Here is a 26,143-nt window from a genome sequence, read left to right as displayed (position 1 = left end):
CTCCCTGTTTTTCAACAGTTCGACAAGGCTGCCCCATGTCCTCTCCGTCTACGGTTGATGAGCAACGGTTTCGCAAACTCCTGAGCCGCAACATCAGTCTGCCCTTGGGCGTCGGTGTACTCAGTGCCGTGTTCTTCGTCTCGCTGATCACTTATCTGCTGTCGGTGATCCAGTGGGTGGAGCACACCGACCGGGTGATCAATAACGCCAACGAAGCGGTGAAGCTCACCGTGGACCTGGAAACCGGCATGCGTGGTTTTCTGCTTAGCGGCGACGAACACTTCCTCGACCCGTACGAAACGGCCAAGCCGCGCATTACCGTGGCGCTCAATACGTTGCTCGAACTGACCGCCGATAACCCGGTGCAAACCGATCGTCTGCGCCGCCTGCAGGCCTTGCAGACCGAGTGGGCCAATTACGCGCAATCGATGATCGATCTGCAGCGTTCCAGCGGCGATTACAAGGGCGCGGTCAAGGCCGGGCGCGGCAAGCGCCTGACCGACGAAATCCGCAAGCAATTCGAAGACGTCATTGAAACCGAACAGGTCCTGCGCACCACGCGCAATGAAGAGGTGCGTCGCACCACGATCTGGAGCATCAGCCTCTATTTATTGTTTATCGCCGGTATCAGTGGCTTGCTCGCCTATATCGGCCGTCGCGATCTGGTCAATCTGTCGACCAACTACGGTGCCAACCTGGCCGCACAGCAAGCCAGCGCCGAGCGTCTGGAGCAGCAGGCGTGGTTGCGTAATGGGCAGACCGAACTGGCCGAGCAGGTGTTGGGGCAACTGACGCTCAATCTGTTGGGGCGCAATATTCTGCAGTTCTGCGCGCAATACTTGGGCACCGCCGTGGCCGCACTTTATGTGCGTGAAGAGCACGGTGGCCTCAAGCGTGTGGCCACTTACGGTTTCTCCCGCGAGCAGGAAGAGCAAGACCAGTCGATCTACAGCGGCGAAGGCATCGTTGGGCAGGTGGCGCAACAGGCGCGGCTGATTCGTCTGGACTCCGTGCCGTCCGACTACTTCAAAGTCAGTTCAGGGCTGGGCGAAGGTTTGCCACACAGCGTGCTGGTGGTGCCGACCAGCGATGACGATCGGGTCAATGGCGTGATCGAACTGGGTTTCCTGCGTCCGCTCAATGAGCGCGATATCGAACTGCTGGAGCTGATTGCCGGCAACATCGGCACCTCCATCGAAGCGGCGCGCTACCGTCAGCGCTTGCAGGAAGTGCTGGCCGAAACCCAGCAGCTCAACGAAGAGTTACAGGTGCAGCAGGAAGAGCTGAAAACCGCCAACGAAGAACTGGAAGAACAGTCGCGGATTCTCAAGGAGTCCCAGGCGCATCTGGAAACCCAGCAAGTCGAACTGGAACAGACCAACGAACAGCTTGCCGAACAGGCGCAGACCCTGGCCGAGCAGCGCGACGCCATGGACCTGAAAAACACCGAACTCAATCAGGCCCAGGTACAACTCGAAGAACGTGCCGAAGAGTTGCAGCGCTCAAGCAAATACAAGTCCGAATTCCTCGCCAACATGTCCCACGAACTGCGCACGCCGCTGAACAGCTCGCTGATTCTGGCCAAGTTGCTGGCGGAGAACCCGCAGGACAACCTCAGCGCCGAGCAGGTCAAGTTTGCCGAGTCGATCTACTCCGCCGGCAATGATCTGCTCAACCTGATCAACGACATTCTGGACATCTCCAAGGTCGAGGCGGGCAAGCTCGAAGTGATTCCGGAGAACACCAGTGTTGCGCGTCTGGCCGATGGTCTGCGCAGCGTGTTCGAACCCTTGGCAGCAGACAAACAGTTGACCTTCAGTGTCGATTTGCAGCCCGGCGCCCCGGGGATGCTGTACACCGACCGCCAGCGTCTGGAGCAGGTGATCAAGAACCTGCTGTCCAACGCCATCAAATTCACTGAAAAGGGCACCGTCAGCCTGACCATCGCCGGCCAGCCGGAAGACCGGATTGCGTTTATCGTGCGCGACTCGGGGATCGGTATTGCCGCCGATCAGCAGGAGAGCATTTTCGAAGCTTTCCGTCAGGCTGACGGCACCACCAACCGCAAATACGGCGGCACTGGACTGGGCCTGTCGATTTCGCGGGATCTGGCGAACTTGCTCGGCGGTTCGATCAGCGTCAGCAGCGCGCCGGGGCAGGGCAGTGTGTTCACACTGGTGTTGCCGCAGCAGTTCGACGAGTCCAGCGACGTACCGTTCGCACCGTTGACCTTTACCCCGCCAGCCACGATGGTCAGCGCGCCACTGGCGCCAGTGGTTTCGCCGTTGGCGCCGGTGCACATTCCGCGCTTCGCCGATGACCGCGACAAGGCGCCGTTCGCCACGCGCTGCATTCTGGTGGTGGAAGACGAGCCGAACTTTGCGCACATCCTCTACGATCTGGCGCATGAACTCGGTTATCAGTGCCTCGTGGCCCACGGCGCCGACGAGGGTTATGACCTGGCGAAAGAGTTCGTCCCGGATGCCATCCTGCTCGACATGCGCCTGCCGGATCACTCTGGCCTGACCGTGCTGCAACGCCTGAAAGAGCACGCCGAAACCCGGCACATCCCGGTGCATGTGATTTCCGTCGAAGACCGCGTTGAAGCGGCCATGCACATGGGCGCGATCGGTTACGCGGTCAAACCGACCACCCGCGAAGAGCTCAAGGACGTGTTTGCCCGTCTCGAAGCCAAACTGACGCAAAAGGTCAAACGCGTGCTGTTGGTCGAGGATGACGATTTGCAGCGCGAAAGCATTGCGCGCCTGATCGGCGACGAAGACATTGAAATCACCGCCGTCGGCCTTGCGCAGGATGCTTTGGAGCTGCTGCGCACGACGATCTACGACTGCATGGTCATCGACCTTAAATTGCCGGACATGCTTGGCAATGATCTGCTCAAGCGCATGTCCACCGAAGACATCTGCTCGTTCCCGCCGGTCATTGTCTACACCGGGCGCAATCTGACGCGCGATGAAGAAGCCGAACTGCGCAAGTATTCGCGCTCGATCATCATCAAGGGCGCACGCTCGCCGGAGCGTCTGCTGGATGAGGTCACACTCTTTCTGCACAAAGTCGAATCGCAGTTGTCCCATGAACGGCAGAAGATGCTCAAGACCGCGCGCAGCCGCGACAAGGTCTTCGAGGGTCGCAAAGTGCTGTTGGTGGACGACGATGTGCGCAACATTTTCGCCCTCACCAGCGCCCTGGAGACCAAAGGTGCAGTCGTGGTGATCGGCCGTAACGGTCGTGAGGCGATTGAAAGACTCAATGAAGTCGAGGACATCGATCTGGTGTTGATGGACGTGATGATGCCGGAAATGGACGGTTTCGAAGCCACCATTGAAATCCGCAAGGATCCGCGCTGGCGCAAGCTGCCGATCATCGCGGTGACGGCCAAGGCCATGAAGGACGATCAGGAGCGCTGCCTGCAGGCGGGCGCCAATGATTACCTGGCCAAGCCCATCGACCTGGATCGCCTGTTCTCGCTGATTCGCGTGTGGTTACCGAAGATGGAACGCATTTAGTGGAACGCAGTACACCAGCCGAACGAAACAGTGAAATCGAACTGCGCTTGTTGATTGAGGCGATCTACCTCAAGTACAGCTACGATTTTCGCGATTATTCCGGCGCTTCGATCAAGCGCCGGGTACAGCATGCGCTGAGCCAGTTCGAGTGCGCGACGATTTCGGCATTGCAGGAAAAAGTCCTGCACGACCCGACGGCGTTCATGCAGTTGCTGCAATTGCTGACGATTCCGGTCAGCGAAATGTTTCGCGACCCGTCGCACTTCCTCGCCATTCGCCGGGAAGTGGTGCCATTGCTGCGCACCTATCCGTCGATCAAGGTCTGGATCGCCGGGTGCAGCACGGGCGAGGAGGTCTATTCGATGGCGATTCTGCTGCGCGAAGAGGGCCTGCTCGATCGCACGATCATTTATGCCACCGACATCAACCCGCGCTCGCTGGACAAGGCCAAGCAAGGGATTTTTTCAATGGAGAATGTGCGCGCGTACACGGCCAACTATCAGCAGGCCGGTGGTCAGCAATCGTTTGCCGACTACTACACTGCAGCGTACGGTTACGCGATTTTCGACAAGAGCCTGTGCGAAAACGTGACCTTCGCCGACCACAGTCTGGCGACGGACAGTGTGTTCTCCGAAACCCAATTGATCTCCTGCCGCAACGTGCTGATCTACTTCAACAAGAAGCTTCAGGATCGAGCGTTCGGTTTGTTCCATGAATCGCTTTGCCATCGCGGCTTTCTGGTGCTCGGCAGTAAAGAAACGCTGGATTTTTCCAGTTATGCCAACCAGTTCGAAGCGCTGGTGAAACAAGAACGGATCTACCGCAAAAAATGAACGAGGCCGTGGCTTTACCTCGCGTCGAGGCGATTGTGGTCGGTGCTTCCGCCGGTGGCGTTGAGGCGCTGCTGAGCCTGCTCGGACCGCTGCGCCGAGGCTATGGGTTGCCGATCATTGTTGTTCTGCATCTGCCTGAAGAGCGTCGCAGCCAATTGGCCGAGGTGTTCGCCCGGCGCCTGATGCTGCCGGTGGAAGAGGCGACGGACAAGCAGGACATCGCTCCCGGGACGGTTTATTTCGCCACACCGGGTTATCACCTGTCGGTGGAGCAGGATCGCAGCCTTTCGCTGAGTCTTGAGGACCGCGTGCATTATTCCCGGCCTTCGATTGACTACCTGTTCGAATCGGCCGCCGACGCCTATGGTTCATCTCTGGCCGCTGTCCTGCTGACCGGCGCCAATCACGATGGCGCGCGCGGGCTGGCACAAGTCAAAAATCGCGGAGGCCTGACCATTGTTCAGGACCCGCAAGAGGCGCAAGTCGCCACCATGCCTCAGGCTGCACTGAAAATTCAGCAGCCCGATCATGTCCTACCCATTAACGGCATCGGCCGTCTGCTTGTCGAGCTGGAACGAATCGCATGCTGAGTAATATCCAAGCCAAACTGCTGATCGTCGACGATCTGCCGGAGAACCTGCTGGCACTCGAAGCGCTGATCAAGCGTGAAGACCGTACCGTCTACAAAGCGTTGTCGGCGGACGAGGCGCTGTCGTTGCTGCTGCAACACGAATTCGCCATGGCCATCCTCGATGTGCAGATGCCGGGCATGAACGGCTTCGAACTCGCCGAGTTGATGCGCGGCACCGAGAAAACCAAGAACATCCCGATCATTTTCGTCAGCGCCGCCGGCCGTGAACTGAATTACGCGTTCAAGGGTTACGAGAGCGGGGCGGTGGACTTTCTGCACAAACCGCTGGATATCCATGCGGTGAAGAGCAAGGTCAACGTTTTCGTCGATCTGTACCGCCAGAGCAAGGCGATGAAGCAACAGCTCGAAGCGCTGGAGCAGGCCCGCCGTGAGCAGGAAGCGCTGTTGCAGCAGCTGCAAAGCACTCAACTTGAGCTGGAGCAGGCCGTGCGTATGCGCGATGACTTCATGTCCATCGTTGCCCACGAAGTGCGTACGCCGCTCAATGGTCTTATCCTCGAAACCCAGCTGCGCAAAATGCACCTGGCCCGCGACAATGCCGCGGCGTTCTCCCTCGACAAGATGCACGCCATGGTCGATCGCGATGAGCGGCAGATCAAAAGCCTGATCCGCCTGATCGAAGACATGCTGGACGTGTCACGCATTCGCACCGGCAAACTGTCGATCCGCCCGAGTCGTTTCGACCTGGTGCAACTGGTGAGTAATCTGCTGCAGAACTTCGCGCAACAGATCGAAGCCGCAGAAACCGAAGTGTCGTTTACCGCGCCAGCGCCGGTGGAAGGCCATTGGGACGAGTTCCGCATCGAGCAGGTGGTGACCAACTTGTTGACCAACGCCCTGCGCTATGGCGGTCGCAGCCCGATTCAGGTGCGCGTTTACCGTGAAGGCGATGAGGCGCGGGTCGAAGTGCAAGACCGTGGCATCGGTATCAGCCAGGAGAACCAGAAGCGTATTTTCCAACAGTTCGAACGGGTTTCCGCCAAGACGGTAGTGGCCGGGCTCGGGCTGGGTCTGTTCATTTCCGAGCAGATCGTCGCCGCCCATGGCGGCTCCATCGTCGTCGAGAGTGAAATCAACGAAGGCGCCCTGTTTCGCGTTTGTCTGCCAATCCAGGAAAACGGCAAATCCGACGCAACCTCTGAGTGACCACACGGTCGTATCAGCAGCTATTGACCGAACAAAGGCTTCCCATGAGCGTAGATGCACAAGATGTAGTACTCGTCGTCGAGGACGAACCGGTTATCTTGATGGTCCTGACGGATTACCTGTCAGGGCAGGGGTATCGCGTGTTGCAGGCCGAAAACGGCGAGCAGGCGTTCGAGATTCTTGCGAGCAAGCCACATCTGGACATGTTGATCACTGACTTCCGCTTGCCGGGCGGGATCTCCGGTGTGCAGATCGCCGAACCGGCGGTCAAATTGCGCCCGGACCTGAAGGTGATTTTCATCAGCGGTTACCCGCAGGAAATCCGCGAAACCGGCAGCCCGATCACGCGCAAGGCGCCGATCCTGGAAAAGCCGTTTGATCTGGATGTGTTGCAGGAAAAGATTCAGGAATTGCTCGCCTGATATCCGTGCAGGAGCTGCCGCAGGCTGCGGCAGCTCCTTCAGTTTCAGCGTTTCAGCTTTTGATCATCTCCCGCACCTTGGCGGTCAGCAGATCAAAAGTGAACGGTTTGGTGATCATCTGCATCCCCGAATCGAGGAACCCACCACGCACCCCCGCGTGCTCGGCGTAGCCGGTAATGAACAACACCTTCAGCCCCGGCCGGTATTGTCGGCCGACTTCCGCCAATTGCCGGCCATTCATGCCGGGCAAGCCGACATCACTGATCAGCAGATCGATACGCTGCGTCGAATTCAGAATCGGCACGGCGCTGTCAGCATCCCAGGCTTCGACAAAGGCATAACCCAACTCCCCAAGTACCGCGCAGACCAGCACGCGCACGGCCGGGTCGTCTTCGACGATCAGCACCGTTTCGCCGTCCAGCGCATCCGGGGCTTGTTGAACAGCGGCATCTGGACTGGACAGTTCTTCGCCGCGAAAACGCGGCAGGTACAGCCTGACCGTGGTGCCCTCATCGATTTCGCTGTCGATGGAGACATGCCCGCGCGACTGCTTGCTGAAACCGTAGATCATCGACAGGCCCAGCCCGGTACCCTGACCAATCGGTTTAGTAGTGAAAAATGGATCGAACGCGCGGTTGATGACACTTTGCGGCATGCCGCTGCCGTTGTCGGTGACACTGAGCATCACGTAATCACCGGGTTCGAGATTGCTGTAAGCCTCGGTGAATTCGCGGTTGAGCACTTGATTACTGGTCTCGACCACCAGTTTGCCGCCGTCGGGCATGGCGTCGCGGGCATTGATCACCAGGTTGAGCAAGGCGCTTTCCAGTTGATTGGGATCCGCTTCCGTGACCCACAGTTTGTCGTTGAGTCGCATGTCCAGTTGAATGCTTTCGTTGAGGCTGCGCTGCAGCAACTCACCCATGGACAGCACCAGGGTGTTCATCTGCACGGCTTTCGAATCGAGCGATTGCCGGCGCGAAAATGCCAGCAAGCGGTGGGTCAGACTGGCGGCACGGTTGGCCGAAGTCACGCCCAGGTCGATCAGACTGTCGAGGTCGTCCGTGCGTCCACGGGCCAGGCGCCGGCGCAGCAACTCAAGGCTGCCGATGATGCCGGTGAGCATGTTGTTGAAGTCGTGGGCGATACCGCCAGTGAGTTGGCCGACCGCTTCCATTTTCTGTGACTGGCGCAGCGCTTCTTCGTTATGCCGCAGTTGTGCGGTGCGCTCTTCGACCTGTTGCTCAAGGGTTTCCAGCGTCGACTGCAAACGCCGTTCGCTTTCGCTCAAATCGATGAGCCGGTCGCGGGCCTCATATTGTCGTCGTCGGCCACGTAATGCGGCGGACACCATACTGACCAGCGTCGCAGGATGAAACGGTCGCTCAAGGAAGGTCACGTTGCCCAGCAGATCGCTCAGGCGCGAGGAGGGGCCTTGTTCCTGGCCGCCGTGATGGGTCAACAGCACTATGGGCAGATCCGACCAGGCCGGCTGCTGTTCCAGGTACAGGAACAAAGCTTCCAGTTCCGGCCCGCGCAACGCTTCGGCGGCGACCAGCACCAGACCGGCACCCTGCTCAAGTTCCGTGCACAGCGAACCCAGACCAGGCGTGACAACTGCGCCATAACCGGCCTCGTTGAGAATCATCAGAGCAATCTGGCTGTCGCGACCCACGGGGGCCAGAATCAGCGCCCGTTCGGCCAGCGGCACTTGAACCGTCACAAGGTCTCTTCCTGCAGCAACGGATTACTCGCGCCGAGGTAAGTCGGTACGCCCCGCAGCACGCCCTGAAAGGCTTCCAGCGGTTCACCGATGGTCATGCCTTGGGTGGAAATGCGGTATTCACGAATGGTCGATTCGTGGCTGCCGGTGCGTTTCTTGATGATCGAAATCGCGCGGCGGACTTTGCCCAGTGCTTCGAAATAACGCAACAGAATCACCGTGTCAGCCAGATAAGTAATGTCGACCGGCGCTTGCATGTCGCCGACCAGACCATGCTGGGCGACGGTCATGAACGTCGCCGCACCTTTGCGATTCAGGTACAGCAACAGCTCGTGCATGTGCAGTACCAGTGCGTTTTCTTCCGGCATGGCGGCCTGATAGCCGTTGATGCTGTCTATGACCACGGTTTTGATTTGACCTTCATCGACGCAGCGTCGCACGCGGTGGGAGAACTCGCCCGGTGACAGTTCAGCGGCGTCGACCTGTTCGATCAACAGGTTGCCGGTGGCTTGCAGCGCCTTGAGGTCGATGCCGATGTTGTTCATTCGCTCGAACAGCAGGCCGAGCTCTTCATCGAAGATAAACAGCGCAGCTTTTTCCCCGCGTTGTACGGCAGCGGCGGCGAAGATCATCGAGATCAACGATTTGCCGGTACCGGCAGGGCCGAGAATCAGCGTGCTGGAACCGGTCTCGATGCCGCCGCCGAGCAGGGCGTCGAGTTCCCTGATACCACTGGTCAACTGCAAACGTGCATATTCGCCGCGATGTTCGGCTGCCACCAATCGTGGGAATACATGTACGCCATCGCCCATGATGGTGAAGTCATGGAAACCACCGCGATACTTTTGCCCACGGTATTTGACCACCCGCACGCGTCGGCGCTCGGCGCCGTAGTTGGGCGTCAGCTCTTCAAGGCGAATGACCCCGTGAGCCACACTGTGCACGGTTTTGTCGAGGGACTCGGTGGTCAGGTCGTCAAGCAGCAGAACGGTGGCGTTATAGCGCACGAAGTAATGCTTGATGGCCAGAATCTGTCGGCGATAACGCAACGAACTCTGCGCCAGCAAACGGATTTCCGAGAGGCTGTCGAGCACCACACGCGTAGGTTTGAAGCGTTCGACCGCTTCGAATATCTGCTTGGTGGCTTCGCCCAGTTCCAAGTCGGAGGAATACAACAGACTCTGCTGGTGTTCAGCATTGAGCAGGCTTTCCGGGGGCGTCAGCTCGAAGATCTTGATGTTGTCATCCAGCGTCCAGCCGTGGGACGACGCCCCTTGCCTCAGTTCGCGCTCGGTTTCCGAGAGCGTGATGTACAACGAGCGTTCACCGGCTTTCGCGCCGGCCAGGAGAAAATGCAAAGCTACCGTGGTTTTGCCGGTTCCGGGTTCACCCTCCAGCAAGAAAACATGACCGCGAGACAAGCCACCGGCGAGGATGTCGTCCAGACCTACAATGCCGGTAGCGGCTTTCGCACTGATCAACTCGTTAGAAGTAGACAAAAAATGCCCTCTCATGACTAGGGGAAGCGAGGCCGCCAACAGAATCGTGCGGCCTGATTAACTTGACCCTTCGGCGTGATGGCAGTTCCGAAATTCCTTGCCGGATATGTCGAACGAGCTGTCGATAATGGGTCAGAGGCCCTGTTGCAACGCCGGATCATCAGGATTGAGCTGTTCCAGCTGCGCCAACAGAATCTGCACGTTCTGCAGTTGCCCGCTTTCCTTCCAGTAGTTGATCAGCAACACCCGCGCCTTGCGGTCGGCGGGGTGGCGCTGGACGATTTCCTGCAACTGCTTCTGCGCCGCTTCCAGTTCCTCGGCGCTGTGCAGGGTGGTGGCGAGGTCGTAGCGGTAATCCTTGTTATCGGGTTCAAGCTCAACGGCTTTGGATAAACCGAGCAGGGCGTATTCGCGCTGATCGTGGTGCAACAGCCAAAGCCCCAGAGCATGTTGCAGATAGGCAGAATCAGGTTGTGCCTTGAGTTGCTGAACCAGCAGTTGTCGGGCCGCGTCAGTTTGGCCCTGGCGGTCGAGGACATCGATCTGCATCACCAGCGCCGGCAGATTGCCGGGCTCCAGGCGCAGGGTATTGTCGAGTGCGACCTGCGCCTCTTTTAGCTCGGCGTTGTGAATGTGCAGTCGGGCCAGTTGTGCGTAGCTGGCGGCGCTTTCTGGCTGCGCCTTGAGCGTTTGTTCCCAGCCGTCGATCGCTTGTTGCAACGGTGCGAAATACAGACCCAGTTCATCCGGCGTCAAGCCCAGCAGGGCATTGATCGCGGCAAACCGTACAGTTTGATCGTCATCCTCGAGCATCGGCCCGAGCAACAGGCTGCGTTGCCCGCCCGGCACCAGTCCCACCACGCTTTTGATCGCCGCCAGCCGCACCTCGGGGGCTTCGTTCTGCAGGTCCGTGTCGGCCAGCTTCAACGCCTGCGGGCTCGGGTAATTGGGCAACTCACCATGCAGCCACACGCGTCGTTTGACCGAGATGTCCGGGCGGCCCAGTTGTTGGTACAACTGGCGCGCCGCCCCCGGCTCCCCGGTGCGAGCGGCATTCAGCGCTTCGCTGTAGCCGTGCTTGATCGAATCGGGGATGACCGGCGCGGTGCTGCGCAGCGACAACCAGGCCACGATGACAACAAGCACTAGGCCCAGGCTGATAAGCAGGTAGCGGCGAGACTGAGGCATGCAGGTTTCCGAAACAGGCGTACTTGAGCAGAGCGGCAAGCTTCGGTCAGCTCGGCCCACGAGTCAAACCCTGTGGATGCGAATCGCCCTACAAGCTGCGTCGACTCAGTTACCCGTCAGGCTTTCAATGCAGTGTCTACGCTTGCAGAAGTCGCTTCGATGAGTGTTCCCATGCAAGCCCTGTTCAATTACTTCAAGGCGGTGATCCATCCCGGTCAGGCCGTGCTGCTGTTTGCCCTGCGAACCATTGCGGCGGGGTTGCTGACGTTGTATCTGGCGTTCCTGTTCGACCTCGATCAGCCGAAGTGGTCGATCATGGCGGTGGTCATTGTCAGCCAGCCGCTGGCCGGGATGGCGCTGGCGCGCAGTTTCGGTCAGGTGATCGGCACCACCCTCGGGGCGGCGGTGGCGGTGTTGATCATGGCTATCTTTCCTCAGGCACCGCTGCCATTCATTACCACCCTGGCGCTGTGGCTGGCGCTGTGCACGGCCGGCGGTACTTTGCTGCGCTATACCAGTTCGCAAGCGTTTGTGCTCAGCGGTTACACCGCTGTAGTCGTCGCGTTATTAGCGATTCCCGATCAGGACGGCACGTTTCTATTGGCGGTGACCCGTGTTACTGAAACCTTGCTGGCCGTGGCCTGCGTATGCGTGGTCAGCCTGTTGACGGCACGGCCGCAAGCGGTGGCCAAGGGCTATTTCGCCAAGGTCGATCAGGTCATCAAACTGGCCGCCAGCCACGCTGCGGCGGTACTTCGCACGGAAGAAAGCGAGGCCGATTTCCAGGGCCGGCAGATGCAGCTGCTAGGCGAGATCAGCGCCCTTGAAGGCCTGCGACGGCATTTGTATTTCGATGCGCCGCGGTTGCGCAGCGCCAACCATCTGGTGCTGCTGTTGGGCAATCAACTGATGCTGTTGACTTCCCGGTTGACCGCATTACGTCATCAGCGTGAGCTGCTCACCGAACGCTGGGAGGGCGATCTGCCGCTGAACATCCAGCGCCTGCGCGCGGAGGAACTGGCGCTGCTCGATCAGTTGGCGGAGCAGGGGCGATCACTGCCCGCGCGCGCACGTCACCAGTTCGTCACGCTGCAGCAACAGTTCGAAGCGCTGGCTTATCAGGCCGAGCAATTGACCGAAGACATGAGCGCCACCTTGCGTTCACTGGCCTGGGCGTTGCGCTGGGAGCAGGCGCGGCTGTTGCAGCAACTCGAGCAGGTCCTTGAATTGAGTGATGCCATTCAGGAAGGGCGCGAGGCCAGTTGCCTCTATCGCGGTCAGGTCAGCCCGCTGCATCTGGACTTCACCCTGGCGTCGATGAATGCGGTCCGCGCCTTCACCGCGTTGCTGGTGGCCGGATTGATCTGGATCGAAACCGCTTGGGACGGCGCACGGGGCGGGATGATCCTGGTGGGCATCCTCTGTTCGTTGATGGCGACGTTTCCGCGTCCACTCATGGCCGCGCAGAGTTACGCCCGAGGCTTGGGGCTGGCGCTGGTGGTCTCGGCGTTCTATCAATTCATGCTGGTGCCGGCGATCAGCGATTTCGAGCTGTTGGCGTTATTGCTGGCGCCGCTGCTGTATGTGATCGCAATCGGTCTGGCCAGTCCGGCGACGGCGGGCATCGGCATGGGCCTGGGGTTGTCGAGTTTCCTGATGCTCGGCCCGCAGAATGTCGGGACTGGGCAGAATACCGCCATTCAATGGTTCGAATTTGCGGGCGCCTACGTCAGTGCAGCCATGCTCGCCCTGATCGTCTATGCGTGGATTTTCCCGTTTCGACCGGCCTGGCGCCTGCGCCGTTTGTACAACGAAGCGCGCGAGCAGGTGTATGCACTGAGCAAAACCCCGGCGACCGATGAACAGCAATTCGCTTTTGAAAGCCGTATGGTCGATCGCCTGACCAGCATGCTCGGCCTGTTGCCAGCGGTGAACAGTCGTGCGATGCAGCAATTGTACGAAATCAGCCTGGCGTGTGTTGCGCTGGGTGTGGCGATGCATCAGTTGCGGCAGCAGGCACACAACAATGCGCTGTTGACGGACGCCTTCAGTCAGCGTCTGGCTTCGGCCGTGCGCAAAACCGGGCGGTTTGTTGCCGGGCGTCAGGACATTCAACTGGCACCCTTGTTGGGCGCGCTGCGCACATTGGGCGACGAACTGGATGAGTTGCACGTCGCCAGTCATGAGCATGTGTGGTCGCTGTTTCGTATGCGTGTGGCCCTGTTGATCGTCGTGTCATTTCTGCAGCGCCACGGTGACGCCATCCAGCGTCCCGCCCCGGAAGGAGAAGCAGCCCTTGCCCATTGATTTCGAGATTGGCGGTGTCTACCTGCCGCCCATTGCCCAGGCATTACTGTTGGCCATACCAATATTTATGGTGCTGGACTGGGGGTTGCGGCGTCTGGGCGTGCTACGTCTGGTCTGGCATGAGGCGCTGTTCGAAGGCGCCTTGTATGCCTGTGTCTGTGCCACGCTGATTTTGCTGATGGGAGGCTGATGCCTTGAAAGTGTTATTCACGCGATTGATCACGTTGGCGGTGGTGCTGTTGGCCATCGTGCTCGGCTGGTTTGCCTGGGAGCATTACACCCGTGCCCCATGGACTCGCGATGCCCGGGTCAGAGCCGATGTGGTGACGCTGTCGGCGGATGTTTCGGGGCGCATTGTCAGTCTGGCGGTGCAGGACAACCAGCATGTCGACAAGGGGCAACTGTTGATGGAGATCGACCCGGCGCGCTACCGGCTGGCGGTGGAGCATTCGCGCCGTGAGGTGGAAGTGGCCAAGGCCACACTGGGCCAGTCGCAAGCGGCGATCGTTGCCAGCGAAGCCTTGCTCAAGCAGCGGCAAAGCGAAGAACGCCGGCGGCGTACGCTCAAGCAGGGCTTTGCGATTTCCGGTGAGGAGTGGGAGAAGTCCAGTACCGATGTGGCCGTTGCCCAGGCGGATCTGCTGCGCAACCAGGCCAATCTCGGTCTCGCCGAGGCCAATGTGCAGTTGGCGATTGCTGCGTTGACCCAGGCCGAACTGGACTTGCAGCGCACCCGTGTCGAGTCCCCGGTCAGCGGCTATGTCACCAACCTGCTGACCCGTGAGGGCGATTACGCGGTGGCCGGTGGCGCCTTGTTGGCCTTGGTCGACAGTGACTCGTTCTACATCAGCGGTTACTTCGAAGAAACCAAATTGCCGCGAATTGCCGAGGGCGATCGGGTACGGGTGCAATTGATGAGCGGGGAGACCTTCGGCGGCAGGGTGCAGAGCATCGCCTTCGCCATCGCCGACCGGGAAAACGCGCCGGGCAGCCGGTTACTGGCCAACATCAACCCGAGTTACACCTGGGTAAAACTGGCACAGCGGGTACCGGTGCGGATCGACATCGATGGCGACTATGCCGGCAAGAACCGCTTGCGTGCCGGCACCACAGCGACGGTCACCGTGCTGGAAAACTGATCCCTGTAGGAACTGCCGCAGGCTGCGATCTTTTGATCTGCTCTTTTAAAGCAAAGTCAAAAGATCGCAGCCTGCGGCAGCTCCTACAGAAGAGGGTGTGATTTTCGAGGCACAAAAAAGCCCCGCGACCGAATGATACGCGGGGCAAAAAATTTGGTTGGTTGCGGCCAACCAAAGGAGCTCTTTAACAATCGATTACTTGCTGGCAACAGCCTCCGGCTGCCAGCCGCCGCCAAGGGCCTTGTAGATCGCGACGATGCCGCGATACAGGTCAACTTCGGCCTGGGCCTGGCTATCTTCGGCATTCAACCGTTCGCGTTGAGCGTCGAGCAGCACGAGGAAGTCAGTCGTGCCTTCGCGATAGCGGATTTCAGCGAGGTCGGCAGCCTTGCGGCTTGATTCACTTTGGCGAATCAGCGAGATCAGGCGTTGCTGACGCTTGCCGTAATCGCTGAAAGCGTTTTCCGACTCTTCCAAGGCCAGCAATACTTGTTGCTCGTAAGTCGCCAGTGCGCCTTCGGCATCAGCATCGGCGCCACGCAAACGGGCGCGTACGCTGCCAAGGTCGAACGCCGCCCAAGTGATGCTCGGGCCGAGTGCCCAGGCGTTGGCCGCCGAGGAACCGATCTGCGAACCACGCCCGGCGGTCCAGCCGAGGAAGCCACTGAGGCTGACCCGTGGGAACAGATCGGCTTTCGCCACGCCGATACGCGCGGTGGCCGAAGCCAGTTTGCGTTCAGCGCTGAGGATGTCCGGACGACGTTGCAGCAGTTCACCCGGATCACCGATCGGCAAGGCCTTGGCAATCGCGGGCAAGTCTTTTGGACTCAGATCGACGGTCAGTTTGTCCGGGCGCTCACCCAGCAGGGTGGCGATACGGTTTTTCTGCCGAACCTGTTCTGCCTGCAATTGCGGCACGCTGGCTTCGACCGAGGCCAGACGGGCATCGGCCCGTTCGACATCGAGCTGATCGCCAACACCGGCGTCACGCAGACTGATGGTGATCTTGCGCGACTCAACCTGATTATTCAGGTTGGCCACGGCGATCTTTTCGCGCAATTGCGCGCCGCGCAGTTGACCGTAAGCATCCACCAGTTCGGCAATCATGGTGACTTGCAGTTGGTACAGATCGGCTTCGGCTGCTTGCTGATCGGCGTCGCTGGCTTCCAGATTGCGCTGGATGCGCCCGAACAGGTCAAGCTCCCAGGCCATGTCCAGACCGAGGTCATAGCGTTCGCTGTTGACCCGGTTGGTGGTCTGGCCAGGGATTTGGCCCTTGGCCAGATCACTGCTCGCACGGCTGGTGATGGTCGGCATCGCATCGTTGCTGGCGTCGTCACGGATCGCCCGGGCGGCTTTCCAGCGGGCGAACGCCACGCGCAGTTCACGGTTGCCTTGCAGCGACTGGGTCACCAACTGGTTGAGGGTCGGATCGTCGAATTGCTGCCACCAGATGCCTTCGAATTTCGAGCGGTCGAAGTTTTTTTGCCCGGCGGCGCCGTCGGTGACGGCCGTGATATTGGCCGCCTCCGTGGCTGGGGTCTTGTAGTCGGGACCGACAGCGCAGGCGCTGAGGGCCAGCACCAGCAGACTCGGCAGGAAGACTTTCAGACTCATTGTTGCGCCTCCAGTTTCAGAGCTTTGGCCGCTTTGCGGGCTTCGCCGCGTTCGACAAAGTTACGGATCAGTACGTAGAACACTGGCGTCAGCAACAGACCGAAGAAGGTCACCCCGAGCATCCCGGAGAACACCGCCACACCCATGGCGTGACGCATCTCGGCACCGGCACCGCTGGAGAACACCAGTGGCACCACACCCATGATGAACGCGAAGGACGTCATCAGGATTGGCCGCAGACGCAGACGGCAAGCTTCGAGTACCGCGGCGAGCGGGTTGAGGCCTTCTTCCTGTTTGTCCTTGGCGAACTCGACGATCAGAATCGCGTTCTTACAGGCAAGTCCCACCAGTACGATCAAGCCGATCTGGGTGAAGATGTTGTTGTCACCACCCGAGATGATCACACCGGTGATGGCCGACAGCAGGGTCATCGGTACGATCAGGATCACCGCCAGTGGCAGGCTCCAGCTTTCGTATTGAGCGGCGAGCACGAGGAACGCCAGCAGTACGCAGAGCGGGAACACGAACAGCGCGGTGTTGCCGGACAAAATCTGCTGGTAGGTCAGGTCGGTCCACTCGTAGGTCATGCCGTTCGGCAGTTCATCCTTCAGCAGTTTCTCGATGGCTTTCTCGGCCTGGCCGGAGCTGTAGCCGGGCGCTGCCGCACCGTTGATTTCTGCGGTGATGAAGCCGTTGTAGTGCATCACGCGATCCGGGCCCGAGGTATCGCTGACCTTGATGAAGGTCGCCAGCGGGATCATTTCGCCTTTGTTGTTGCGTACTTTCAGCTGACCGATCTGGTCGGATTCGAGACGGAACTGTTGTTCGGCCTGAACGTTGACCTGATAGGTGCGCCCGAAGCGGTTGAAGTCGTTGGCATACAACGAACCCAGATAGATCTGCAGGGTGTCGAAGATGTCGCTGACGGCCACACCGTGGGTCTTGGCTTTTTCACGGTCGATGGCGGCATCGACCTGTGGCACGTTCACCGTGTAACTGGTGAACAGACCCGCCAGTTCCGGCACGCTATGGCTCTTGTTAATGATGTTCATGGTTTCTTTGTACAGCTCGTCGTAGCCCAGGTTGCCCCGGTCTTCGATTTGCAGGCGGAAACCACCAATGGTGCCCAGACCTTGTACCGGCGGTGGCGGGAAGATCGCCATGTACGCCTCTTGAATGTTCGCGTACTGACCGTTCAAGGCCCCGGCAATTGCACCGGCGGACATGCTCGGGTCTTTACGCTCATCGAACGGTTTCAGGGTCACGAACACGATGCCGGCGTTCGGGCTGTTGGTGAAGCCGTTGATCGACAGGCCCGGGAACGCTACGGCGCTTTCCACGCCTGGCTGTTTCAATGCGAGGTCGGACATACGCTTGATCACGTCTTCGGTGCGATCCAGGCTCGAAGCATCTGGCAATTGTGCGAAGGCCACCAGGTATTGCTTGTCCTGGCCCGGTACAAAACCGGTCGGCGTGCTGGAGAAACCGAAGAAGGTCAGCACCATCAGGCCTGCGTACAGCAGAAGGGCGATGCCGCTGCTGCGGATAACCCGGCCAACCGTGCCGACATAGCCATGGCTGGCGCGGTCGAAGAAGCGGTTGAACGGACGGAACAACCAGCCACCGAAGATCTTGTCGAGTGCCTTGGAGAAGCGGTCTTTCGGCGCGTCATGGCTTTTCAGCAACACAGCGGCCAGTGCTGGCGACAGGGTCAGCGAGTTGAACGCCGAGATCACGGTCGAGATCGCGATGGTCAGTGCAAACTGTTTGTAGAACTGCCCGGTGAGGCCGGAGATGAACGCCGCCGGAATGAACACCGCACACAGCACCAGCGCCGTGGCAACGATCGGGCCGGTCACTTCACGCATGGCGCGCTTGGTGGCTTCGATCGGATTCAATCCGAGCTCGATATTGCGCTCGACGTTCTCCACCACCACGATGGCGTCGTCCACTACGATACCGATCGCCAGTACCAGTCCGAACAGCGACAAAGCGTTGAGCGAGAAGCCGAACAGGTGCATCACCGCAAACGTACCGATCAACGACACCGGCACTGCCACCAACGGAATGATCGAGGCACGCCAGGTTTGCAGGAACAGGATCACCACCAGGACCACGAGAATCAGCGCTTCAAAGAGGGTGTGAACCACCGCCTCGATCGAGCCGCGCACGAAGATCGTCGGGTCATAGACGATGCTGTAATCCATGCCTTGCGGGAAGTTTTTCTTCAGCTCGTCCATCTTGCCGCGAACTTCGTTCGAGATGTCGATGGCATTGGAGCCTGGACGCTGGAAGATCGGGATGGCCACCGCCGGTTGGTTGTCCAGCAACGAGCGCAGGGCGTATTGACTGGAACCGAGTTCAACACGAGCGATGTCTTTGAGACGAGTTATCTCACCATTGTCGCCTGCGCGAATGATGATGTTCTCGAACTCTTCCTCGCTGACCAGTCGGCCCTGAGTGTTAACCGACAGCTGGAAGCTCTGGGCATTCGGGGCAGGGGGCGCACCCAATTGACCGGCCGCGACCTGACGGTTCTGTTCACGAATCGCAGTCACTACATCGGTGGCGGTCAGATTGCGCGAAGCGGTCTTGTTCGGATCGAGCCAGACACGCAGCGAATAATCGCCCATACCGAACAGTTGCACGTCACCGACACCGCCCAGACGCGCCAGCTCATCCTTGATGTTGAGGATCGCGTAGTTGGACAGGTAGAGCATGTCGTAGCGCTTGTCCGGCGAGGTCAAGTGCACAACCATGGTCAGGTCGGGCGAGGCTTTGTCGACGGTGATACCGATGCGCGTCACTTCTTCGGGAAGCTTCGGTTCGGTACGGGTCACCCGGTTTTGCACCTGCACCTGCGCGTTGTCCAGGTCAGTGCCCAGGGCGAAGGTGATGGTCAGGGTGATCTTGCCGTCGGCGGTCGACTGCGAGGACATGTACAGCATGTTCTCGACGCCGGTGATGGCTTGCTCCAACGGAGCCGCCACGGTTTCACCGATGACTTTAGGGTTGGCGCCCGGGAAGTTTGCACGCACCACCACGGTCGGTGGCACGACTTCCGGGTATTCGCTGATCGGCAACTGGAACAGCGAGATCGCGCCGGCGATGAGGATCAACAGCGACAGCACCGCTGCGAAGATCGGCCGTGAAATGAAGAATTGGGAAAAATTCATCGGAGTTATCGTCCCTTAACCGCGTGGGGTCGTAGCGGCCAGCTTCACAACCGCACCGGACGCACCCTTGGCAGGGGCGACTTTGGGCAGGTTGCTGGCTTCCAGCGCTTGACGTTGTTGAGCGAGTGCCGCGATGGTCTGTTCGCTGGCCATCGGCACCACTTCAGGGGTGACCGGTGAACCAGGACGAACCCGTTGCAGACCCTTGACGATGATCGTGTCGTCCTTGTTCAGGCCGGTACGAACGATGCGCAGGCCTTCGATTTTCGGACCCAGTTCAACGGCGCGGTATGCGGTTTTGTTGTCCGCATCCATCACCAGCACGAACTTCTTGCCGAGGTCGGTACCGACCGCTTCGTCGTTGATCAGCATGGCGTTGTAGGTGCCGCTGCCGACCAGCTTCAGGCGTGCGTACAGGCCCGGGGTGTAAGTGCCGTCGCTGTTGTCGAACACAGCACGACCACGGATGGTGCCGGTTTTCGGGTTGACCTGGTTGTCGACGAAGTTCATCTGACCGAGGTGCGGGTTGCCGTCTTCATTGGACAGGCCCATGTACACCGGGGTCGTGGCGCCGCGTTGACCGTTGCGGGCGAGCTGGGTGTATTTGAGGAACACACGCTCGTCGGCGTCGAAGTAGGCGTAAACGCGATCGGTGGAAACCACGCTGGTCAGCGGCGTAGTGTCGGCGGTCACGAGGTTACCGGCGGTGATTTCGGCACGGCTGACGCGACCACTGATTGGCGCCGTTACGCGGGTGAAGCTGAGGTTCAGTTTGGCCAGGTCCAGTTGCGCTTGCAGGGCACCGACAGCGGCGCGGGCTTCTTGGGCGGCACTGGTGCGCGAGTCGGCCAGTTCGGCGGAAATGGCGTTGCTGGCGCGCAGACGTTCACCACGACCGGCTTCGTTTTCACTGCGAGTGGCGTTGGCGCGGGATTGAGCTACGAGTGCTTCGAGGCGGCGAACCTCGGCTTGAAACGGACGCGGGTCGATCTGGAACAGCAGGTCGCCTTTTTTGACCAGTGCGCCTTCAGTGAAAGCGACGTCATCAATCTGGCCGGAGACCCGAGGACGGATTTCAACGGTTTCCGGCGCTTCGAGGCGCCCGGTGAATTCGTCCCACTCGTTGACCGGCTGTTCCAGCACCTTGGCCACGCTGACTTTCGCCGCAGGCAGGGTGGCGGCAGTCTCCGGAGTCTTGCCGCAGGCGCTCATCACCAGTACGGCCAACATGGCCAACGGGAAGCGCAAATGTTTGAGTGACTGTTCCATGGATGCATCCGCCAATGTATTGAAGATGGGCGGATGATGCTCGGCGGGGTGTGATGGCACGAATCGAATGAAGCAAAGGTAACTATCATTCGGAATGATATAAGACCCAAACTAGCCCTCTAGCATGCACCTTTCGTTAGGTGGCTATCAATCTCTCTGAAGGCAATTCTGTGTTGCCCGATGTGCAAAAGTCAGGGGCGAGGCTGCGCGGCGGGGATTATGCGGGGATTAAAAATGCCGAACCCGCCATGGCGGCGGGTTCGACAATGCGGTCAGAGTTTCGGCAACTGGCCGATGCGGCCAATCATTTCCGTAACGATCTGCAGATCCAGCTGGAATTGCTCCACGGTCTTGAATTCGCCATCGGTGTGACCGGTGTACTTCACGTTCGGCATGGCCAGACCGAATTGCACGCCATTCGGCAGTTCATGCACCGAGGTAGCGCCGGCGGAGGTGCCGAACTCGTGTTTCATGCCGAGGTTTTCCGTCGAGACAGCCAGCAGTGCCTTGACCCACTCACCCTCAGGATTGCGGTACATCGGCTCCGCGATCGAATAGTCGAAGGCAACGGCGACGTGGCTTTTCTTGCTCCAGGCAGCCAGTTTCCCAGCGATTTCAGCCTTGAGCTTCTCCGGCGATTTACCCTTCGGCACGCGCAGGTTGACCGCGAGTTTGAAGGCTTTGTCATCCATGCCGACGTAGGTCAGCGACGTTGTCAGCGGCCCCATGAAGGCATCGGAGAAACCGACACTCAGCTTGTTGCCCAGGTAATCCAGCCCCCAGTTGTCGGCAGCGTAACGCGCAGCATCGGTGATGTGGTTGTGCTTGAACGCGACTTTGCCATCAAGGCTATTGATAAAGACCAGCATCCGCGCAACCGGGTTGACCCCGGATTCGGGCTCGGAGGAGTGCGCGGACACACCGGTCACGGTCAGTTTGACGTCCTTGCCGTCGACCTTGGCGCTCACTTGGAAGTCGCCGCCATTGCGTTTGGCAAACTCGTCGCCGGCCTTTTGCAGGCTGGCAGCCAGCTCCGCAGGCTTGTCGGTGACCAGCGTGGCGACCGACGCCGACGGAATCTGGTTGGTCGCCAGACCGCCGGTCATCGAGATGATTTCGGCACCTTTGCCTTCACCTTTGCGCTTGGAAAAGTTGGCCATGACGGTGCCGTAGCCTTTCTCGGCAATCACCACCGGGTAGCCACCATCCAGCGCGAGGTTGTAGTTCGGTGTCGGATTGCGTTCGAAGTAGTAAGGGATCGCGTCGCCCGTGGTTTCTTCGGTGGTGTCGACCAGCAACTTGAAGTTGCGCACCAGCGGGAGTTTTTCTTCCTTGATGACTTTCATGGCGTAGAGCGTGACCACGATACCGTTCTTGTCATCCTCGGTGCCGCGACCATACATGCGGTCACCGATCAGGGTGATCTTGAACGGGTCGAGGCGGGTACCATCCTTGAGCACCCAGTTTTCCGGCGTCACCGGCACCACGTCGGCGTGCGCATGAATGCCGACGACTTCGTCGCCCGTGCCGTCGAGAGAGATTTCATAGACACGGTTGTCGATGTTGCGGAATTTCAGATTGAAGGACTCGGCAAGGCTCTGAATCTTCGCCGCGATCCTGGTGAATTCCGGGTTGTCGTGCTGTTCGACGCCATCCTTGCGAAAGGTCGGGATCTCGACCAGTTCGCGCAGGGTTTCGGTGGCGGCGGCGGTGTATTTTGCGCGCGTGTAGATACCCAGCAGACGATAGATTTCGTTCTGCTGCTCGGCGTTTAAAGTCTTGTTATCGAGATAGGCGCCAATCGCCGGACCAATGTCAGCGGTTTTCGCCAGATCGCTCTTGCCCAGATTGCCGAGGAACTGGCGGAAGTCAGTGGCTTTTTCAGCGCTGTAGCTCTTGAGAATTTCAGCGCTCTGCTGCGGGGTGATATTGGCCTGTGCGGGCGCCGCGAACACGGCAAGACCGGCCAGCATCAAGGTGGTGGCAGCCAGTTTTTTGAAAGGGACATTCATTACGAAGGGCATTCCTTTGCAGGGCAGTGAGTTAGGCGTGCCTCTAGGTTGAGACACATACATTTACAAACTAACACCGTGCCAGAGCCTTGCGGGAGTCCTGAAAGGGGATGTGTCGCACAAAAATGCAAAAGAGGCGCACAAATGAAAAACTATTTCGAGGTGCTCTATCCGCTCCATATGAGTGGTGGCACCATGCGATTACTTTCAAGGATGGGATGACGACACGTGGCAGCAAACTTCTTCACCCGTGAACAATTCGTTTGTTTGAGAACCTGGCAGAAGAGGGTCTTTGACAAGAACGACATTGCGCACCGCCAAGCCTACAGTCAATTGCGCGAGGCTTACGACATCACCAAATTGTGGGCGATTGAACTGCAACGGCATGTCTTCCCGGACAGCATTGCTCCTCGAGTCATTCGCAGGCCCATAGGCCAGTGGCAGAAGGCGTTTTTGGGCTATAACTGGGCGCGCATCTATCCTCGCGCGGACGCTCCCTTAGGCTTGGCCTATACCGTCGGTATCGATGCCAATTGGGGCTTTGTCGTCAAACTTGATCTGGTCGATACAAAAAACGCAGATAAAGCGTTGCGCGACCGCTATGAAAAACTGCGCGGCTCTTATCAGTCCTCACCTATTGTTGCGACCTTGCCGGTTGAAGAAGGCCTGGCCCTCGGCTTTCAAAAGATTGTCGATTGGAGTGCGGCGGCTATCACTAATTTTGGAATTGGATACGACGAAATGGTAGACCATCTTGGCTTGAACACTCGACCTGAAGTGGCGGCACTTCTAAAACGTTTTCAAGTTTGCAAGGACTTCAGAGAGCGGCAACCTGAGTGGTATTACAAGACTACTGATTTGTTCGTACGGTTGGCCCTTGCGATTCACGAACTGGGTTTTGATTGGTGGTCTACAAAAGCCACTAACACTCAATTGGTATTCGGCGGGAAGGAAAAGAGCGCGGAAAGGGGGTCATCCACGGGTGTGTTGTTTGTGCGAAAAGACCGGGTGTCGGTTAGGTGGGTATCATTCGGTGGGTTGAAACCGATCACTGAAAACCAGGACCTGAGTGAGGAACTCGTCGCGTCGGTCGAAGCGGCGGTTGCCCGTAAAAGTAACGTCGGGCCAAAGCGTGGGCAGCACTCCATTCGAACCGGTTACTGGCCGGTCGACTACGGTGTCGAGGAAGAAACAGCAGGCAAGGAAGGTGAGCAGGCCAACAGCGTGGAGTTTCCAGAAGTAGCCATCGTCCCATCTAATCAAATCTATTTTGGCCCTCCAGGCACCGGCAAAACACGCAAGCTGCAAGAGTTGCTTCGCGAGGGCTACACGTCCGCCGATGGGATAAAACGCTACGAATTTGTAACTTTTCACCAATCCTACGGCTACGAAGAGTTCGTCGAAGGTCTGCGTCCGATGCTTGTCGAACCTGAAGGCCTGACTCCAGAAAAGACACAAACAGAATCTTCAAAGGATGTCCGCTACGAGATCAAAAAAGGCGCATTCCTGCGGTTGTGCGAAGAGGCTCAGGAAAATCCGGATCAGCAATATGCGATGGTGATCGACGAAATCAACCGCGGCAACATCAGCAAGATTTTCGGCGAGTTAATCACGCTGATCGAAGTCGACAAACGCAAGGGTGGTGAATATGAGGTAACCCTGACATTGCCCTATTCGAACAAGCCATTCAGCGTTCCTTCAAATGTTGACGTGATTGGGACGATGAACACAGCCGACCGCTCACTGGCATTGGTTGATACGGCATTGCGACGTCGTTTCGAATTCATCGAGTTGATGCCAGAACCGTCTGTGTTGGCCGAAATCACGGTTTCCGAAGGCGGTCATACCCTCCATCTCGATAAGTTGCTGACGGCACTCAACCTGCGTATCGAGGCGTTGTATGACCGTGAACACGCTATTGGCCATGCCTATTTCACGTCATTGAAAAATCTCGCGTCCGAGGAGCGTTTCAAGGCTCTCGGCGGCATTTTCAAGACACGCATCATTCCGCTGCTGGAAGAGTATTTTTTCGAGGATTGGCAAAAAATTCGACTGGTACTGGGTGATAACCAGAAATCAGCGGACATGCTTCAGTTTGTCCAGGAGTTGAAAACCGACAGTCTGCCCAAGGACCTGTTTGGCGCCAATCACGGTCTGGATGAATACTCGCTGCGGCCTCAGTATCGTTTGAATGCGGATGCGCTGCATCACCCGCAAGCCTTTATCGAAATCTACGCGACGCTTGCTTAATGACGTCCATACAGATTTTCGAGTTCGATACGCTGGTACCCAAGGCTGACGGTGCAATTGGCAACACTGTCCCCGCGAAGGTATTTGCCTGGCTTGAAGAGCAATGCCTGACCCCTGACGTACTTGCGCCGGTCTGGATGAAATTGACAAGTCGTCGGGGGCGGCGCGCCATTCAGTTCTCCAACTATGTGGGCGTGCTCTGTGCTCCCTGTGGTTATCAAATAGAGATTCTGCCCAAGATCGGTCGCAATACGACGGTGGAGGACGCACGCAAAACGTTGATAGAGATGCTCAAGTGTCTGCGAGGCTTTCGTCATATCAAGACATCCAATGCTGATCTTCAAAAGGAACAGATGCCGTTGTTCGAGGTATTTCTTCAGCAGTTTCTAGCGTCAGCAATGGATGTGGTAAAGCGCGGGGTTCGAAGTGACTACAGCACTCGGCAGGCTAATCTGTCGAGCCTGCGTGGCAAATTGTTGATAGCTGCTCATCTGTCGCAGAATGTGGTGCGTCGTGACCGGTTTTTCACCGAATACGACGAGTTTATTCAGGACCGCGCAGAAAACAGGCTCATTCATGCAGCACTGCGCAAAGCGCTGGGTATGTGCAAAGTACCGGGTAACCAGCGCCTGGCGCGCGAGTTGTGTTTCGTGTTCGCCGACGTGCCTGTGTGCACTGATGTAGCCCAGGACCTCAAGCGTATCCGGCTGGATCGGGGTATGAGCTATTACGAACCAGCGCTTGCCTGGGCGCGGTTGATCCTGCAAGGCGACAGCCCGGTGACAGGTGCAGGCAAGCACAACGCACCTTCCATGTTGTTTCCCATGGAGGCGGTGTTCGAAGCTTATGTGGCGAAGCACCTCGACGCTCAAGTCCGGCAGGGTTTCAATCTGCGGACCCAGACCAGCAAGCACCATTTAGTGAGCCACAAGCAGCAAGGCTGGTTCCGCCTCATACCGGATTTGCTGATAGAGCAGGGCGGCCAAACTTGCATGGTGCTCGATACGAAATGGAAGCTTCTGGATAGTGCCAAGGGCAACAGTGTTGAGAAATACCAACTCAGCCAGAGCGATTTCTACCAATTGCACGCCTACGCACACCTCTATTTGAAGAGTCCGGGGAGCGTCGTGTTGATCTACCCGTGGACGGAGTCATTTACTCAGCCTTTGCCTGTATTCGACTTCACGAGTTCGAAAGACTTGAAGCTCTGGGTTGTGCCGTTTTGCATAAAAAGCCGCAAGTTGTTACTGCCAGAGACATCACCTTTGGGTCGGTGCCTCTATGGCAGTGAAACTCGCGAAATCGTGGAGGGGCAAAGCGCTCTCTTGGTATGAGTTGTTGAAATGGATCAGCGCTGTCTCGGCACGCGTTGTCTGCTGGATG

General features: G+C 58.5%; 17 protein-coding genes. 10 read left to right on the top strand and 7 right to left on the bottom strand.

The features are described 5' to 3' along the window. Positions 1-35: 35 nt before the first annotated feature. From ACWR1S_RS13795 to ACWR1S_RS13775, 5 genes are read left to right on the top strand one after another with little or no spacing between them, the layout of a single operon-like run. Positions 36-3,527 (top strand): response regulator, encoded by a 3,492-nt coding sequence (locus ACWR1S_RS13795; protein ID WP_454563883.1) that lies wholly within the window; start codon positions 36-38, stop codon positions 3,525-3,527. Beyond that, positions 3,527-4,360, top strand: a complete 834-nt coding sequence (locus ACWR1S_RS13790; protein WP_454563882.1) for a CheR family methyltransferase — start codon at positions 3,527-3,529, stop codon at positions 4,358-4,360. Before ACWR1S_RS13795 ends, ACWR1S_RS13790 begins: the two co-directional genes overlap by 1 nt. Then, entirely contained in the window at positions 4,357-4,950 is a 594-nt protein-coding gene (locus ACWR1S_RS13785) for a chemotaxis protein CheB (protein WP_454563881.1), read from the top strand. Before ACWR1S_RS13790 ends, ACWR1S_RS13785 begins: the two co-directional genes overlap by 4 nt. Continuing rightward, positions 4,944-6,158: a hybrid sensor histidine kinase/response regulator gene (locus ACWR1S_RS13780; protein WP_454563880.1), complete on the top strand. Its 1,215-nt coding sequence runs from the start codon at positions 4,944-4,946 to the stop codon at positions 6,156-6,158. The genes ACWR1S_RS13785 and ACWR1S_RS13780 overlap by 7 nt, the downstream gene beginning before the upstream one ends. A gap of 44 nt (positions 6,159-6,202) precedes the next feature. Next, positions 6,203-6,580, top strand: coding sequence for a response regulator (locus ACWR1S_RS13775; RefSeq protein ID WP_003225116.1), 378 nt, complete (start codon positions 6,203-6,205; stop codon positions 6,578-6,580). Positions 6,581-6,632: 52 nt separating this feature from the next. On the opposite strand, the gene ACWR1S_RS13770 is transcribed toward ACWR1S_RS13775, so the two are convergent. From ACWR1S_RS13770 to ACWR1S_RS13760, 3 genes are all read right to left on the bottom strand, one after another. Continuing rightward, the gene (locus tag ACWR1S_RS13770; RefSeq protein ID WP_454563879.1) at positions 6,633-8,303 is read right to left on the bottom strand and encodes an ATP-binding protein; all 1,671 of its coding nucleotides are present in this window, start codon (positions 8,301-8,303) and stop codon (positions 6,633-6,635) included. Next, complete coding sequence (locus ACWR1S_RS13765; RefSeq protein ID WP_454563878.1) at positions 8,300-9,802, bottom strand: ATPase domain-containing protein; 1,503 nt, start codon at positions 9,800-9,802, stop codon at positions 8,300-8,302. Before ACWR1S_RS13765 ends, ACWR1S_RS13770 begins: the two co-directional genes overlap by 4 nt. A gap of 132 nt (positions 9,803-9,934) precedes the next feature. Beyond that, positions 9,935-10,990: a tetratricopeptide repeat protein gene (locus tag ACWR1S_RS13760; protein ID WP_454563877.1), complete on the bottom strand. Its 1,056-nt coding sequence runs from the start codon at positions 10,988-10,990 to the stop codon at positions 9,935-9,937. 171 nt (positions 10,991-11,161) lie between these two features. Here ACWR1S_RS13760 and ACWR1S_RS13755 point away from each other — a divergent pair, with 171 nt between their 5' ends. The 3 genes from ACWR1S_RS13755 to ACWR1S_RS13745 are packed head-to-tail and all read left to right on the top strand — an operon-like array spanning position 11,162 to position 14,436. Continuing rightward, entirely contained in the window at positions 11,162-13,297 is a 2,136-nt protein-coding gene (locus ACWR1S_RS13755; RefSeq protein ID WP_454563876.1) for an FUSC family protein, read from the top strand. Then, entirely contained in the window at positions 13,287-13,487 is a 201-nt protein-coding gene (locus ACWR1S_RS13750; protein WP_123595659.1) for a DUF1656 domain-containing protein, read from the top strand. Before ACWR1S_RS13755 ends, ACWR1S_RS13750 begins: the two co-directional genes overlap by 11 nt. Before the next feature lie 4 nt (positions 13,488-13,491). Then, positions 13,492-14,436: an HlyD family efflux transporter periplasmic adaptor subunit gene (locus ACWR1S_RS13745; protein ID WP_454563875.1), complete on the top strand. Its 945-nt coding sequence runs from the start codon at positions 13,492-13,494 to the stop codon at positions 14,434-14,436. A gap of 195 nt (positions 14,437-14,631) precedes the next feature. On the opposite strand, the gene ACWR1S_RS13740 is transcribed toward ACWR1S_RS13745, so the two are convergent. The 4 genes from ACWR1S_RS13740 to ACWR1S_RS13725 form a co-directional block, all read right to left on the bottom strand. Next, entirely contained in the window at positions 14,632-16,053 is a 1,422-nt protein-coding gene (locus ACWR1S_RS13740; RefSeq protein WP_454563874.1) for an efflux transporter outer membrane subunit, read from the bottom strand. Beyond that, positions 16,050-19,229 (bottom strand): efflux RND transporter permease subunit, encoded by a 3,180-nt coding sequence (locus ACWR1S_RS13735; RefSeq protein ID WP_454563873.1) that lies wholly within the window; start codon positions 19,227-19,229, stop codon positions 16,050-16,052. Before ACWR1S_RS13735 ends, ACWR1S_RS13740 begins: the two co-directional genes overlap by 4 nt. A gap of 15 nt (positions 19,230-19,244) precedes the next feature. After that, entirely contained in the window at positions 19,245-20,498 is a 1,254-nt protein-coding gene (gene mexE / locus ACWR1S_RS13730; protein WP_454563872.1) for a multidrug efflux RND transporter periplasmic adaptor subunit MexE, read from the bottom strand. A 272-nt stretch (positions 20,499-20,770) separates the two neighbouring features. Next, the gene (locus tag ACWR1S_RS13725) at positions 20,771-22,510 is read right to left on the bottom strand and encodes a dipeptidase (protein WP_454563871.1); all 1,740 of its coding nucleotides are present in this window, start codon (positions 22,508-22,510) and stop codon (positions 20,771-20,773) included. Positions 22,511-22,738: 228 nt separating this feature from the next. Here ACWR1S_RS13725 and ACWR1S_RS13720 point away from each other — a divergent pair, with 228 nt between their 5' ends. Continuing rightward, positions 22,739-24,760: an McrB family protein gene (locus ACWR1S_RS13720; RefSeq protein ID WP_454563870.1), complete on the top strand. Its 2,022-nt coding sequence runs from the start codon at positions 22,739-22,741 to the stop codon at positions 24,758-24,760. Continuing rightward, the gene (locus ACWR1S_RS13715) at positions 24,760-26,094 is read left to right on the top strand and encodes an McrC family protein (RefSeq protein ID WP_454563869.1); all 1,335 of its coding nucleotides are present in this window, start codon (positions 24,760-24,762) and stop codon (positions 26,092-26,094) included. The genes ACWR1S_RS13720 and ACWR1S_RS13715 overlap by 1 nt, the downstream gene beginning before the upstream one ends. Positions 26,095-26,143 lie beyond the last annotated feature (49 nt).

The organism is Pseudomonas sp. AIG, from assembly GCF_977020205.1.
The sequence above is the reverse complement of the archived record's forward strand: the minus strand, read 5'-3'. Positions and strand labels throughout refer to the sequence as shown.